General features: G+C 67.7%; 16 protein-coding genes. 4 read left to right on the top strand and 12 right to left on the bottom strand.

Annotation, left to right across the window (positions count from 1 at the left end; all coding sequences use genetic code 11):
- Positions 1-31 precede the first annotated feature (31 nt).
- From NFE57_RS01860 to NFE57_RS01845, 4 genes are read left to right on the top strand one after another with little or no spacing between them, the layout of a single operon-like run.
- Positions 32-1,135, top strand: coding sequence for an ABC transporter permease (locus tag NFE57_RS01860; protein ID WP_252133848.1), 1,104 nt, complete (start codon positions 32-34; stop codon positions 1,133-1,135).
- Entirely contained in the window at positions 1,135-1,947 is an 813-nt protein-coding gene (locus tag NFE57_RS01855) for an ABC transporter ATP-binding protein (RefSeq protein WP_252133847.1), read from the top strand. Before NFE57_RS01860 ends, NFE57_RS01855 begins: the two co-directional genes overlap by 1 nt.
- The gene (locus NFE57_RS01850; protein ID WP_252133846.1) at positions 1,947-2,912 is read left to right on the top strand and encodes an MlaD family protein; all 966 of its coding nucleotides are present in this window, start codon (positions 1,947-1,949) and stop codon (positions 2,910-2,912) included. Before NFE57_RS01855 ends, NFE57_RS01850 begins: the two co-directional genes overlap by 1 nt.
- A gap of 17 nt (positions 2,913-2,929) precedes the next feature.
- On the top strand, positions 2,930-3,514 hold the full coding sequence (locus tag NFE57_RS01845; RefSeq protein WP_252133845.1) for an ABC-type transport auxiliary lipoprotein family protein: 585 nt from the start codon (positions 2,930-2,932) through the stop codon (positions 3,512-3,514).
- A 13-nt stretch (positions 3,515-3,527) separates the two neighbouring features.
- Here NFE57_RS01845 and NFE57_RS01840 read toward each other — a convergent pair whose 3' ends face one another.
- The 12 genes from NFE57_RS01840 to NFE57_RS01785 form a co-directional block, all read right to left on the bottom strand.
- On the bottom strand, positions 3,528-3,959 hold the full coding sequence (locus NFE57_RS01840) for a VOC family protein (protein ID WP_252133844.1): 432 nt from the start codon (positions 3,957-3,959) through the stop codon (positions 3,528-3,530).
- Positions 3,956-5,257, bottom strand: coding sequence for a UDP-glucose dehydrogenase family protein (locus NFE57_RS01835; RefSeq protein ID WP_252133843.1), 1,302 nt, complete (start codon positions 5,255-5,257; stop codon positions 3,956-3,958). The genes NFE57_RS01840 and NFE57_RS01835 overlap by 4 nt, the downstream gene beginning before the upstream one ends.
- A gap of 192 nt (positions 5,258-5,449) precedes the next feature.
- Positions 5,450-6,571: an OmpA family protein gene (locus tag NFE57_RS01830; protein WP_252133842.1), complete on the bottom strand. Its 1,122-nt coding sequence runs from the start codon at positions 6,569-6,571 to the stop codon at positions 5,450-5,452.
- Positions 6,572-6,715: 144 nt separating this feature from the next.
- The gene (locus tag NFE57_RS01825; protein WP_252133841.1) at positions 6,716-7,219 is read right to left on the bottom strand and encodes a DUF2793 domain-containing protein; all 504 of its coding nucleotides are present in this window, start codon (positions 7,217-7,219) and stop codon (positions 6,716-6,718) included.
- Between the two features lie 2 nt (positions 7,220-7,221).
- Positions 7,222-9,399, bottom strand: coding sequence for a phage tail protein (locus NFE57_RS01820; protein WP_252133840.1), 2,178 nt, complete (start codon positions 9,397-9,399; stop codon positions 7,222-7,224).
- Positions 9,399-9,803 carry a peptidoglycan endopeptidase gene (locus tag NFE57_RS01815; protein WP_252133839.1) on the bottom strand — a complete coding sequence of 135 codons (405 nt, stop codon included), beginning with the start codon at positions 9,801-9,803 and terminating at the stop codon, positions 9,399-9,401. Before NFE57_RS01815 ends, NFE57_RS01820 begins: the two co-directional genes overlap by 1 nt.
- Positions 9,800-10,609, bottom strand: coding sequence for a phage/gene transfer agent baseplate hub protein (locus NFE57_RS01810; protein WP_252133838.1), 810 nt, complete (start codon positions 10,607-10,609; stop codon positions 9,800-9,802). The genes NFE57_RS01815 and NFE57_RS01810 overlap by 4 nt, the downstream gene beginning before the upstream one ends.
- Before the next feature lie 4 nt (positions 10,610-10,613).
- Positions 10,614-12,902 carry a DUF2460 domain-containing protein gene (locus NFE57_RS01805; protein WP_252133837.1) on the bottom strand — a complete coding sequence of 763 codons (2,289 nt, stop codon included), beginning with the start codon at positions 12,900-12,902 and terminating at the stop codon, positions 10,614-10,616.
- Positions 12,902-13,447 carry a tail tape measure protein gene (locus NFE57_RS01800; RefSeq protein WP_252133836.1) on the bottom strand — a complete coding sequence of 182 codons (546 nt, stop codon included), beginning with the start codon at positions 13,445-13,447 and terminating at the stop codon, positions 12,902-12,904. Before NFE57_RS01800 ends, NFE57_RS01805 begins: the two co-directional genes overlap by 1 nt.
- Entirely contained in the window at positions 13,440-13,694 is a 255-nt protein-coding gene (locus NFE57_RS16845; RefSeq protein WP_382279210.1) for a phage tail assembly chaperone, read from the bottom strand. The genes NFE57_RS01800 and NFE57_RS16845 overlap by 8 nt, the downstream gene beginning before the upstream one ends.
- The gene (locus tag NFE57_RS01790; RefSeq protein ID WP_252133835.1) at positions 13,691-14,002 is read right to left on the bottom strand and encodes a gene transfer agent family protein; all 312 of its coding nucleotides are present in this window, start codon (positions 14,000-14,002) and stop codon (positions 13,691-13,693) included. Before NFE57_RS01790 ends, NFE57_RS16845 begins: the two co-directional genes overlap by 4 nt.
- Positions 13,999-14,406 (bottom strand): phage major tail protein, TP901-1 family, encoded by a 408-nt coding sequence (locus NFE57_RS01785; RefSeq protein ID WP_252133913.1) that lies wholly within the window; start codon positions 14,404-14,406, stop codon positions 13,999-14,001. The genes NFE57_RS01790 and NFE57_RS01785 overlap by 4 nt, the downstream gene beginning before the upstream one ends.
- Positions 14,407-14,423: the final 17 nt, after the last annotated feature.

Here is a 14,423-nt window from a genome sequence, read left to right as displayed (position 1 = left end):
ATCCAGCCTGTTTGCACCACATGGGGCAGCGATGACCGCGCCCGCAGCTTTCACCCGAGCCGATCGAGATGGCACGCTCCGTTTCACCGGTACGCTCGCGCTCGCATCGATCGGTGATCTGCCCGATCGGTTGCACGCCTTTGAGGGCAGCGTCGATCGGCTCGACATGAGCGGGATCGATCATATCGATACCGTCGGCGCGTGGCTGGTCCACCGCTTCGCGACCGAACATGGGGCCGAGATCACGGGCCTCGATGCCGATGGCCGCTACCTGCTCGACCAGGTGAGCGCGGCGGACACGCCGGTGGCGGCACGGCCTGCGACCCCCGATTCCTTCACCCGCGTACTGGGCGAGATCGGCGATGCGGTCGTCGTCAGTGTCACGACGCTCTACGGCCTGCTCGGTTTTCTCGGGGCAACGACGATCGCCTTCTGGAACGTGGTGCGCGATCCGCGCCGCTTCCGCTTCAACGCGACGGTCCACCGGTTCGAGGTGGTGGGCGTGTCGGCGCTCGGCATCATCGGGCTGATGAGCTTCCTGATCGGGATCGTGATCGCGCAGCAAGGTGCGGTGCAGTTGCGCCAGTTCGGCGCGGAGGCATTGACGATCAACCTGATTGGCCGGATCACGCTGCGCGAACTGGGTGTGCTGATGACCGCGATCATGGTCGCGGGGCGCTCGGGCTCGGCGTTCGCGGCGCAATTGGGCACGATGAAGCTGACCGAGGAAATCGATGCGATGCGCACGATCGGCGTCTCGCCGATGGAGGCGCTGGTGTTGCCGCGGACGATCTCGGCGATCGTCCTGATGCCGCTGCTGGGCTTTTACGCGTCGCTGGTGGCGATCATCGGCGGCGGGCTGTTATGCTGGGTATCGCTCGGGATTCCACCGGTCACCTTCGTCCAGCGCCTGCGCGAAGTGGTGCCGATCACCGACCTCTATGTCGGGCTGGTCAAGGCGCCGGTGTTCGGCGCGATCATCGCGATCGCGGGCTGCTTTCAAGGAATGCTCGTCGAATCGGATGCCGAGCAGGTCGGTGCGCGCACCACCAGCGCGGTGGTGCAGGCGATCTTCCTGGTGATCGTGCTCGACGCCTTTTTCGCGGTGTTCTTCACCTGGATCGGGTGGATCTGATGGCGGAGCGCGGGGAAGCGGTTGTGCGGGTGCGCGGGTTGCGAAACAGCTTCGGGACGCAGATCGTCCACGACGGGCTTGATCTTGATGTCCGCCGCGGCGAGATTTTGGGTGTGGTCGGCGGCTCGGGCACCGGCAAATCGGTGTTGATGCGCTCGATCATCGGCCTCCAGCCCCCCGATGAAGGCGAGATCACGGTGTTCGGCGAGAATGCGCTGTGCGTCGATGAGGCCGAGGCGACCGCCATGCGCAAGCGGTGGGGGGTGTTGTTCCAGGGCGGGGCGCTGTTTTCGACGCTGACCGTGGCGGAAAACATTCAGGTGCCGCTGCGCGAATTCTATCCCCATCTCGATCAGGGCCTGCTCGACGAGATCGCCGCCTACAAGGTGATCATGACCGGGCTTGCGGCCGAAGCCGGCCCCAAATATCCGTCCGAACTGTCGGGCGGGATGCGCAAACGTGCCGGGCTTGCGCGTGCGCTCGCGCTCGATCCGCAACTTCTGTTCCTCGATGAGCCGACCGCCGGGCTCGATCCGATCGGCGCGGCGGGGTTCGATGCGCTCATCAAGTCGCTGCACAAGACGCTCGGGCTGACGGTGTTTCTGATTACCCATGATCTCGATACATTGTACGCGATCTGTGATCGGGTGGCGGTGCTCGCCGATCGGCAAGTCATCGCAGCCGGCACGATCCCCGAGTTGCTCGCGTTGGATCACCCGTGGATCCAGGAATATTTCAACGGGCCGCGCGGGCGTGCCGCGACCGCCGCGGTGAAGCGCAACAAAGCGCAGCAAGAGGCAAAGGCTGATTGATGGAAACGCGTTCGAACCATGTCCTGGTCGGGGCCGTCGTGCTTATCCTGCTGCTTGTCCTCGCGTTTTTCATCGTGTGGCTGGCGCGTTTGAGCGGTGCCGAACAGAAAGAATATGACATCTTCTTCCGCCAGTCGGTCGATGGTCTCGTCAAGGGATCGGCGGTGGCCTATTCGGGCGTGCCGGCGGGGCAGGTGAAGGAGATTGCGCTCTGGAAGCCCGATCCGCAGCTCGTCCGTGTCCGCGTGGCGCTCGATCCCGACATCCCGATCCTGCGCGGAACCACCGCGACGGTGCAGAGCAGCTTCACCGGCACCAGCACGGTGGCGCTCGATGGCGGCGAGAAGGGGCAACCCGAGATCGCCTGCCCCAAGGAGAATGCGGTTACGCAATGCCCGTTCGACGTGCCGGTGATCCCGACCCGGATCGGCGGGCTCGGTGCGGTGCTCAATTCGGCACCGCAATTGCTCGAACGGCTGTCGGCGCTGACCGAACGGCTGACGCAGATGCTCTCGGACAAGAATCAGGCGTCGATCGCCGGTATTCTCGACAACACCAACCGGCTCACCGATGCCCTTGCCGATCGCGCGCCCGAAATTGCCGCGACGCTCGCGCAGACACGGATCGCCGTCCAGCAGGCGGGCGATGCGGCCGAAAAGATCGGCGATCTCGCCGCGACCACCAACGGCGTGTTGTCGGAAGACGTGCGGCCGGCGATGGTCAATCTCAACGCCGCGATCACCTCGGCCAAGGCCAGCACCGACACGCTCAACGCCGCGATCGGCGATGCGCGGCCGGGTCTCCAGGCGTTCTCGAAGCAGACCGTGCCCGAGATCGGTCAGCTCGTCCACGATCTGCGGGTGATGTCCGAATCGCTCTCATCGGTGGCGCAGAAGCTCGATCAGGGCGGCGCGGGGTCGTTGATCGGCCCGCAGAAGCTGCCTGATTACAAGCCCGGCAAATGATCTACAGGAGCCGCCCGATGTTGAAGCTACCCGTCATCCTGCTCGCGACTCTCCCGCTCGCCGCGTGCATCAGCTTCGGGGCCGAGCCGCCGCCATCGCTGCTGACACTGACGACCGAGGCGGCCGTCACGGCCGGCCAGCCGCAAAGCTCGGCCACCGCGCCGACGATCCTGATCAATGTACCGGCGGTGCCGCAGAAACTGTCGGTGCTGCGCGTGCCGGTTCAGACCAGCGAGACGTCGATCGCTTATGTCAAGGACGCGCAATGGGTCGAGCCGCCTGCGCAATTGTTCGCGCGGCTGATGGCGGATACGATCACCGCGCGCACCGGGCGCGTTGTGCTCAGCGGCTCGCAATCACGGATCGATCCTGGCAGCCGCCTTTCGGGCGAGTTGCGAGATTTCGGGATCGATGCGGCGAGCCAGAACGCGGTCGTCATCTATGATGGCGCATTGATCCGCAACAGCGACGGCGCGGTTGAAAAGCAGCGCTTCGAGGCGCGCGTACCGGTTGCGACCGTTGACGCCAGTGCCGTCGGCGCCGCGCTCAATCAGGCTGCCAATCAGGTCGCGGGGCAGGTGGCGGATTGGGTCGGCCGCTGATCGGGTAGAGCGTTCAGGCGACGGGGTCGTTCGGCCAGATCCCCGGCGTCGCGAGTTCGAGCATATGGCCGTCGGGATCCTCGAAATAGAGGCTGTGGCCGCCCGCGGGCCACGCCATCTCGCCACGGATGGGAACGCCCGCCGCGGTCAGATGCGTGCGCCACGCTTCATAATTGCCGGCGGCGATGCGGAACGCCATGTGCAGCGGCCCCTTGCCGTCGTGGCCGGGGATCGTCCCGCGTTCGGAAACGCTGTCCTCGGTCGATCCGCCACGCGCAAACACGAGCAACACCGCGTGCGGCCCCGCGTCATAGGCGATCAACCGCTCGGATCGGAACATCGCTTTCAGGCCGACGATGGTCTCGAAGAATGCCGCCGATCGGGCAAGGTCGTCGACGTACAGCGCCGTCTCGAGCAACCCTGCGATCGGCGGCGGCACGGTCATCGTCCGATCGAATGATAAGCGAAGGGGGTGCGCGCCATCTCGTCGGCCGGATAGATGTTGCGCAGATCGACGAGGACGGGTGCTGCCATCACATCGGCCAGCCGATCGAGATCGAGCGCGCGAAAGACGTCCCATTCGGTGACGATCACAACGGCGTCGGCATCGGTGGCCGCGTCATAGGCGTCGGTGCAGAAGGTGACGTCCGGCATCAGTGCCTTGGCGCTCTCCATCCCCTCGGGGTCGAAGGCGCGCACGCGCGCGCCGGCGTCCTCGAGGCTCTGGACGATCGCGAGGCTCGGGGCGTCGCGCATGTCGTCGGTGTTGGGCTTGAAGGTCAGCCCGAGCAGCGCGACGGTCTTGCCCCGGGCATCGCCGCCCAGCGCATGGATGACCTTGCGACCCATCGCGCGCTTGCGGCTGTCGTTGACCTTGACCACCGCCTCGACGATCCGCACCGGGCTTTCGGCATCCTCGGCGGTTTTGAGCAGCGCGAGCGTATCCTTGGGGAAGCACGATCCGCCATAGCCGGGGCCGGCATGGAGGAATTTGGACCCGATCCGCTTGTCGAGTCCGATCCCGCGCGACACGTCCTGGACATTGGCGCCGACCGCCTCGCACAGATCGGCGATCTCGTTGATGAAGGTGATCTTGGTCGCAAGAAAGGCGTTGGCGGCGTATTTGGTCAGTTCCGCGGTACGACGACCGGTGAAGAGCAGCGGGCTCTCGTTGAGATAGAGTGGCCGATAGACATCGCGCATCACTTGCCGTGCGCGCTCGTCCTCGGTGCCGACGATGATGCGATCAGGCCGTTTGAAATCGCCGATTGCGGCGCCTTCGCGCAGGAATTCCGGATTGGAGACGACCGCGATGTCCTTGTCCGGGCACACCTCGCGCAAAATGGCCTCGACGCGATCGCCGGTGCCGACCGGAACGGTCGATTTGGTCACGACGACGGCCGAATTGGTGATCGCCGCGCCGATCTCGCGGGTCGCGTCGAAGACATAGGTCAGGTCGGCATGACCATCGCCGCGGCGCGAAGGGGTGCCGACCGCGATGAAGATCGCCTCGGCCTCGGCGACCGCGCCGGCAAGGTCGGTGGTGAAGCTTAGCCGCCCCGCGGCGACATTGGCCGCGACGAGTTGATCGAGACCCGGTTCGTAGATTGGTATCTGGCCCGCCTTGAGCGCCTTGATTTTGGCCGCGTCCTTGTCGACGCAAATGACGTCGTGGCCGAAATCAGAAAAACAGGCGCCTGATACCAGGCCGACATAGCCCGATCCGATCATCGTGATACGCATGAGGCGTGGAGTTTCCTGAACTATGGATAGGGCCGCGGCCCCGACACGCCCGATGTAACGCCCGGCGCTGATTTTTCCACCCGTTTGAGCGGCATCAAAGCACCACAACGTGCCGATTTGATCGAACAGGACAATAAAAAAGGGAGGCCGGCAATGCCGACCTCCCCTCTTTTCGTTCGCTTGAAAGCGAGCTTACATGCCCGATCCCGGCCCGTAGGTGATTTCCACGCGGCGGTTCTGCACCTCGCGGACACCATCGGCGGTATCGACCCGCGGGCGGCTTTCGCCGAACGCTTCGGTCGAGATCACGCCTGCAGGGATGGCGTGCGACGTCATGTACGCCTTAACCGAGTCCGCGCGGCGCTGCGACAGACCCACGTTGTACGTGGCGGCACCCGAACGGTCGGCGTGGCCGGCCAGCATGACCTGCGCATTGCCGCAGCTCTGGTACGCGGTGATCGCGTTATCCAGGATCGACGCAGCCTCAGGCGTGATGTTCGACTTGTCCCACTCGAAGAAGACAATGAACGGACCCGGCGAGCACACAACCTCGGGCGGAGGCGGCGGCGGCGGCGGGGGAGGCGGCGGGGGCGGCGGCGGCGGCGGGGGAGGCGGCGGCGGCGGCGTCGCGCCACCGAAGTTGTAGGTCAGCCCACCCAGCAAGCTGTGCGACCGGAAACGACCGTCGAAATCGCGATTGGCCACGTCGACGAACTTGACGTTGTCGGCGTTGAAGAAGCGATATTTGAAGGTCACGTCCAGATGATCGCTCAACGGCGCACGAACGCCGGCGAGGCCCTGCCACGCGAAGACGGTGTCCGAATCGTCGAGGAACGAACCGCCGGTGTTCAGCGCATAATTCGCCTTGACGCGCGCAACGCCGACGCCGCCGCCGACGAAGCCCTGAACGCCATCATCGTCGCCGAAATCGATCAGGCCGTTGAGCATGAAGCTCAGCGCTGAGGTCGATCCGCCGGCATAGTCGTAATTGCCGGCCGGTGCGTTGATCAACGTGCCGCCGTTATAGAGCGGCGTGGGAACGGTCGACGAAATCCCGTCAACAGCCGCGCGACGATAGCCGACTTCGGTCTCGAGGCGGAACGCGCCGAAATCGTAGCCGATGACGCCATCGACGTCGTAGCCATATTTGTTGTCGACCACGGTCGCCGCTGAAACGGCTCCGACGTCGAATTCAATGTCCTCGACGATCATCGCGCCGCCTTCGACGCCGACGTACCACGATTTGTCGCGGGCCAGCGATGGCGAGGCGAGAACGGTCGAAGCGAGTGCCAGTGCGACGGCAAGCTTCCGCATCATAATCCCCTTTCTTGGTTGTCACTACGGACAGCCCCAACTCCCTACTCCGGGGTTAGTTTCCGCGCAAGCGAACAAATTTCGATGTCTGTTGCCAAAACGCAACAAATCCGAGGCCTTGGGCGATGCGGCAGCGACGATGTTTCAGGACGCGATTAGGCCGTGCGTCCGCAGCGCGGCAATCACGGTGCCGAGCACGTTACGACATTCGAGGTCGATCGTGGCGCCGCCGGTCGGATCGGCGATCGGGGCTCCCTGCGCGCCGACTACCCGGTGGCCGCCGATCACAAGGTGCGCTGCCGCAATGTCGCCCGATTGCCAGGTACCGGCGACGAACCTGGCAGGAAGGCCCGCCGCTTCGACCCAGACCGGCATTCCCTCGATCGGCATCACGAAACGCCAGCCGCCGCCGGTCCAGCCGGCGATGGCGTTGGTGTGCCCGGCCCACGCCCCGGTGGGCGCCGGTCCGACGATCCAGCATGCGCCGATCGCGGGAACGGGAGGCGGCGCATCGACTCCGATCTCGCGAACACTCGCGCCGATCGCGAGGTCGAGCAGCGCCAGCGCCTCGTTATGCGTCATTTCCTTCTGCGCCTGGCCGGGGTTGAGCAAAGGCAGCGCGAGGCGGGCGCTGGTGTCGTCGGTCATCATCATTCCTCCTCAGGCGCGGGCAAGGTCATGGTCGCGGCCGGCGACAGGCCGTGGGTGCCGACCGACGTGATCGTTGCGAGCGTCGCGACGGCGGGGCGTTCGGCGGCCGGAAGCACGATATCGGCGGCGTTGGCGTCGATGATCCGCTCGGGGGTGCCCGCGAGGGTCAGCCGATAGGCCTCGCGCTCCTCGGCCAGCGGCACGTCGACGCCATCGAGCCAGCGCCAGCCCGCCCGGCTGCGCCGTACCCAGCGCAGTTGCAAATCGCCGCCGGGCAACGCCTCGGCCCGCGCGTGGACCGGCGAGGGTGGCCGCACCGATGCGCCGGTCAGCGGTGCCTCGGTTTCGGCCGCCGCCTCGGTATCGCCCGCACCGGCGGCAAGCACGCGCACCGTGGCACCCAGCGCGGCAAGCGGCACCTCGATTGTCGCGATCGTGCCCGGCGTCAGCAGCACGAAACGGTCGCCCGGTGCCTGTGTCCCGATCGCGGCTTCGGTGCCACGCCGCCCGCGCCACAGCCGTGACAGGCGCCAGCGCGCCGCATCGATCTGCTCGGCGCGGCCGAATTGCAGCAGTTCATCGCCGACCAGCGCCAGATTGGCACCGCCGTCGAGCAGCGCGTCCGCAGCGTTGCTCAGCGATGTCGAAGGGTCGGCAAGAGTCACCTCGATCGTATGGCGATGGTCGATCAGCGTCGCCGGCGCCACGCCGGGCGCGATCACCACCACGCCCAGCGTTGCGGCGGCCCGTACGCTCCCCGCCGATTGCCACACCGTCCCGCCATCGATGCTGTAACGCAGCGCCGCGCCGCGCCATCCGGGCGCCGCGCTGCCGGCCGCGATCAGCACGCGCGGCGCGGCAAGCACGGCATCGTCGAGCGCGGGCAGTTCGACGGCATGAACGATCGTCGGCCCGTTGAGCAGATCGGGGGCGGGCAAGCCGGTCCCGGAATCGGCGCCGATCGCGATTGGCGCCGCCGCCAACCGCACCAGATCGAGCGTCAGCACGAAATCCTTGAGCCGCCACCCGGCGATACGCCAACGCCCCGGCTCGCCCGCCAGCGTCACTACGTCACCGGGCGTCAGATCGGCGGCATCCCATCCTGTCGTCAGTGTGCGCCGGTTCCGCGCGGTTGCCGCGCGCGCCAGCGCCCCCGCCGCCATCGTCTTGGCCGCCGAGGCAGACAGCACGGCCGGCATCTCGATCCGCTCCTCGCGCACTCCCGCGCCGGGGCGCCGCACACGCTGCAAGCCGGTCTGGTAATCGCGCGCGGAATCGTAATGCGCGAGCGTGATCGTGCGGGGGACGGTGTCGATCGGCGCGATCGCGCGTACGCCGTGATGGCCGCCCCGCGCGTTGGTATCGTCGCCGCGATCCTCAAGCGTACGGATCGGGGCGCCATCGGCGGTGAATCGTATCGCGGCGCCAAGGGGCGCGAACCCCCCGCCGTTCGCCACCGCCAGCGTCTCGAGCACGCCGCGCACGCTATCGCCATAAGCCGAAAAGCCGTCGAGCGTCCCTGCCGCGCCGGTGCCATCGACGACATCAACGGCGAGATCGGCGGCGATCGCGCCCGGACTCACAGGCGCATCGTCAGCGATCACCTCGAACGTCAGCGAGGGGATGCGGTTGCCATAATCGGCCAGTTCGAACTGTTCGAACACCGCATAGGCCGTGCCGCGATGCGCGGGCGTGGCGCCGAATCCGATCGCAGCCGACATGCCCGGATCGGGGCTCTGGTTCTCGTCGCCCAGATACAGCCGGAATCGGGTCGCGGTCTTGAAGTCGCCCGCGGCGCCGCGCAGCAGCTTGCCGTCGGCCCAGATCCGCCGAACGCCGGTGATCCGCCGCGCGGAGAGCAGCACCGCGAACGATACCGAATAGCTGTAGCTGGTCTGCGACGGCTTGCCCTTGCCGCCGCCGCCTTCCTGCTCGGTCTCGACGAAATCGGTCGACCAGATCACCGATCCCGCGATCCGCATCGTGCCGTATTGCCGCGGGATCGGGGTGCCGTAGCTCGATGTCTGGACGGCAAGTTCGGTCAGCCGCGGCCCCTGCCGCCGCTTGGGCTTGAACAAGATGTCGCGATCGACCGCCTGTCCCAGCAGCGCGCCCAGCGCGCCGCCGATCGGCCCGCCGATCGCCGTTCCGACCGCGGTCAGCACCAGCGTTGCCATTATTCTTCCTCCAATCGCCAGCGCCCGAACACCGGCCAGGGCGCCGGCCCCGGCCGTGCGACCACGCGGCGCAGCAGCGCGTCGGCATGGACCAGTCCGCCGCGAATCGAGATCGCAAGATGAAGCTGCCCCGGCGCACTCGCGCACAGCAGCAGCTCGCCGGGACCATCGATCCCGTCGATCAGGGGCAGCCTATCGATCACGGCACGCGCGCGTGTCGCATCGCCGTGGCGCAGCGCGTAATCGTCGGGAACGGCGCCGGCATAACCGCCGGCCCGCAGCGCCCATGCCGCCAGCCCGACGCAATCGAGCCCGAAGCGCGGATCGCGGCCATGCGGTCGGAACCGCACGCTCACCAGCGCCAATGCCGCATTCGCGACACGGGCGGATCGGGCCTCGCTCACCCGCCGGGATACCGTGTCAGCAGGTCGATTCCGGGCAGGAAGGGCTCACCGCGAAAATTGAGCAAATTGTCGAACCGATGCCGGCACGTCGCAAAACTCTTGTCGCACCCTTCGATCAGCTCGACGCGCGTTCCCGCCTCGGCCACGAACGGCGGCGGCGCGGTCAGCATCAGCGTTTTGCCCGCCGAGATCGCAATCGCACTCTCGGCCCCACAATTGGCGCCGCCGAGCCAGCGCAGCACGCCGTTGCCGTAAGCGTTGGTCACGGGCTCGGTGGTGTCGACCGTGATCGCCGTGTCGTCGGCGCTGACGATGCGCGCCATCCGCCGCCGCGCGGCCATCGCGACCCGGCAGCGCCGGTCGCCCAGCTCGGCGCGGCATTCGGGCGAGGTCACCTCGACCACCGGCCGGTCGAGCACCGCCGTCGCGCCGCGCAGTTCGGCGGTGAAGCCGCCATCGCTGGTCTCCACCACGCCGATCGTGCCCTCGCCCAGCGCGACGGCGGCGCGCGGATCGGTCCAGTCGACCGCGAATAACGCCACCCGCGCGCCGTCCCAGCGCCCCGCGATCAGGTCGTTCTCGCCGATCGCACCGCTGGTCAGTGCGCCCGCCACGTCCATCGTGTCGGGGTCAAGCCCGTCGCTGCGCTCGATCGCGGACGGGGTCATTCCCGGCGCGGCGCGGTGGACCAGTCCGTCGATCAGCAGGTCGCGGTCGTGCGTCGTCAGCCCGATCGCGACGCCGTCGCGCCGTTCGAGCCGCCAGCACAAGGCAATCGTGGTGAGGTCACCGTCCAGAAACGCCATCGCCTCACGCCTCACGCAGTTCGACGAGCGGCACCGATGGCGCTTCGCCCGCCAGAAAGGTCGCGCGCGTCACGCTCAACTGGTCCTCGGCAAAGCGAACGGGCACGTCGAAGGCGAATCCGGCGGTCAGCACCGCGCCCATCGCGGGCGCCTCGTCGAGCGCGATCCAGCCCCCCGGCTCGATCGCGAAATCGGTGCGTTCCTCGCCGTCCACCGCGATCCGGACGCTGCCGGCCACCGGCCGCGTGATCCGCCGCACCTGCGGGCCGTAATGTTTGACGAGCGCGAACCGCGTCGCCGCGCCGTCGCCGATGGCGATCTGCTGGTCGATCGCGCTGCCAGCGCCCGAATTGCCGTCGAACGGGTCGCGCAACCGAAACCCACGCGCGGGTCCCATCCGCGCGCGGAAGAAACCGAGCAGCGTCGCGATATCCTCCTCCGATCGCACGCCGGGCCCGACATCATAGCGCGTCCGCGCCTCGGCCCAGCTCGCGTTGCGGCGCTCGTGCCCGCCCGCACTGGTGACGATCGCGGTTGCAAACCCTGGCGCAACCTCGGCCTCGCGGCCCAGCGCGATCGGGAACAGCACATCGTCGAAAGCCTGCACCTCTGCCTCCTCGTCGAAATGGATGAAGCCGTCGCGCATCACCTGCGGCAGCGCCCAGACGAAGGTCTCGGCGACGCGGCCGCGCGCGCGTTCGGCGGCGGCATCGATCGCGCGCCATTGGTCGGCATCCTCGGCGTTGAGCACGAAGCCCGACAGATAATGCTGGTCGCGTTCGGGATAGCCGAGCCGCGCGGTCGCTTCGGCGCGTGCCCGCGCGCTCGCCCCCGAATTGTCGTCGGTCACCCAGTCGTAATCCTCGAGCTGGAGTACATCGAACGCGGGCGCCGCCCAGTCGGTCGGCAAATTGGCGCGCCGGATCTCGGGTGCCGCGGGATCGAGCACCGAGGGCAGATAGGCGAGCAGATAGGTCTCGACATCGGTGAACGCCGCCACCAGCGCGTCGATGAGCGCCGCGGTCGATTGCGCCAGCAACGCCCCCGCCGCATCGAGCAGCGCCGTCTGCGTCTCGTCGAGCGCCCCCCGCACGCTCGCAATCTCCACCGGCGCGCCGCCCAACGCCGCTTTCGCCGCATCGTCGTACAGGCATGGCCGCCCGTCGGGCATCACCCACCACCAGGGCTCGCCGACCTGAAACTTCGCCGGCATCCCGCTCTCGCGCGCCAGCGAGACGAACGCCACCGCGACCTGTTGGAGATACGCCATCGCTCCCGCATGGGCGGGCGAGAGCAAGGTCGAGGGCGGTTCCCATCCGGTCAACGCCGGGCTCGCGTCCCACGCGCGCTGTTTCCAGTCGTTCCAGCAATGCGCGTCGAACACTTCGTAGGAAAGCGACCAGATCACGTCATAGCCCAGCCCCCGCGCGCGCTGCGCGAAATCGCGATGCCAGGCGGTGCACGCCACGTTGAGCACCCCGTCGTCGAGGCTCACGTACAGGCCGGACCCGTTGCGCTGGAGCCGGAAATAGTGGCTCATCCCGACATAATGGTCGATCAGCCCGCGATAGCCGAGCTGGAAGGCGTTGCGCAGCAGCCGCGCGGGCGTCAGGTGATAGCTGTCGTCATAGCCGCTCGCGATCCGAAGGCTGTGTTCGGGCACGATCACGTCGCCGATCGCCAGCACCGATCCCGCGCCGGAGCACGCGATCTCGCTCATCTCGCACCAGCCCTCGGTCGCGGTGTCGAGCAACGCATCGTCGCCCTCGGCATAGGCCGGCGCGACCAGCGAGATGAACATCCGGTCGATATCGCCCGCCCACACCGGATCGCTTTCGTCGGGCAGCGTGAAGCCGCCTGCGAGTTGCGCGAAATCGAGCGTCACCCGCGCATCGCTCAAGGTGCCGATCGCATAATTCCATAGCCGCACGAACCACGATCGTGGCGTCCCGCTCTGGTCGCGTCCCTCGATCGTCAGCGTCGGCCCGTTGATCGCGCTCAGCGCCTGCACCCCGCTCGATCGCCAGCGGAACGAGAGGATGCAGTCGCGAAAATCGCGCACGGTCCGATACGCCAGCAATGGATGGTCGATCGTGTCCTCGGCTTCCCAGATCAGCCCGGCGAGATCGCTCTTGCGATAAAAAACGGCATCGACGCGCAAGGCGTCGGGCGCGGTCGTCACCACGCTCGCCATCATCGGCCGGGGGAAATTGACCGTCCAGAAGCGCGGGTCGAAACGCGAGATCACGCTCTCGGCCTGCACCGTGCGTTGCTGCGCGAGCCAATAGCCCATCACGCCGCCCCTTCGATCGCCGCGCGCACCGCGCGCGCCACCTGCCGGCTCGATTGCTGGAGCGCGCGACTGCTCTCGCCGGCGGGGGCGTTGATCGTGATCGCCACGCGCACGTCGCGCCCGCCCGGCTGGCCGGTTGCGACGACATGCCCGCTCGTCGTCGGCACGAATATTTCGGGGCCGCGTTCGCCGACCGCATAAGCGCGCCCCGGCGATACCGGCCCGCCGGTCGCACGCCCCGGCGCGCCGAGCAGCCCGCCCAGCACTGTGCCCAGCCCGCCGCCGAACACGCTGTCGATCCCGCCGCGCACCGTGCTGGTGGCGATCTGGGAGAGGATGCTCATCGCGGTTCGCCCCAGATCCTCGAACCCCAATTTGCCGGTGCGCACCGCGCGCACCAGCGCACTTTCGATGCCTCGGCCGGCGCGCGCGGCGGTGTCGGCAAGCGGGCCGTCCAGGCTGCCGCGCATCGCATCGACATCGCGCGCGAAGCCGGCGGTGTCGGCGTGCACGCGCACCACCAGGCTCTCGATCTCGTCATCCATCGGGAAATGCCTCCATCAGCCGCGCGATCGTCGCGCGATCGGGCGGCGCCGCGCCCGTTTCCTCGCCGCGCAACGCCTGCACCACTGCCGTGAGTTCGGCCGGCGTCGCCCGCCAGAACGCGTCCGGTGCCCATCCCAGCGCCGCCCCCGCCACCCCCGCGAGCTGGCCGGCCCGCGCGGCAAAATCCTCCCCGAGCTTGTCTCGGGGAGGGGGACCATGCGCAGCATGGTGGAGGGGCTCTCTCACCGCCCGGCCAAAATCTGCCGGATCAGCACCTTGAGTGCGGGCGTCGCGTTCACCAACCCACCAGCCACCACCGCCTCGCCGAACCGCTCGCGCGTCAGCCCCTCGGGCCGCGCGGCAAGGCAATGCCAGAACAATGCCACCATCTCGCTCAGGGTCAGCCGCCCGTCGGCGGCGCGTGCGACAAGATCGAACAGCGGTCCGATCTCCTGCTCGGCGGCCACCAGCGCGGCGAAGCTCGGCCGCAGCACCAGCGTCTCGCCGCCCACCCGCAGGTTGGCCTCGCCGCGCGCGGGGTTGGCGTCGCTCACGCCGCCGTCACCGCGCCCGAGCTTTCGAGGCTCAGTGTGTAGCTGCGCTCGCCATTGTGATCGCCCGCATAATCGAGCCGCGTCACCAGGAAACGCCCGGTCAGGCTGTCGCCGCCCTCGAAACTGAGCCGGTAATCGTCGAGCACGCCCGACAGCGCGTTGGTCTTGAGGCGCGTCTCGGCGGTCGATCCGGTGAACACCCCGGCCCCCGACACGCTCACCGATCGCACGCCCGCGCCCGATAACAGGTCGCGCCACCCGCCCGAATCCTTCGAGGTGATCGCCACCATCTCGCCGTTGATCGAAAGCTGCGTCGTCCGCAGCCCCGCCACGGTCGCGTAGGTCACCGGCGATCCGCCGTTGCCCACCTTGAGCAAAAACGCGCTACCCTTCTCCGCCGCCATGATATTCTCCACAATAA

The sequence above is a fragment of the Hephaestia sp. MAHUQ-44 genome (assembly GCF_023806085.1).
In the GTDB taxonomy this organism is placed as follows: Bacteria; Pseudomonadota; Alphaproteobacteria; order Sphingomonadales; family Sphingomonadaceae; genus Sphingomonas.
This window is presented reverse-complemented; position numbering and strand designations above follow the sequence as displayed.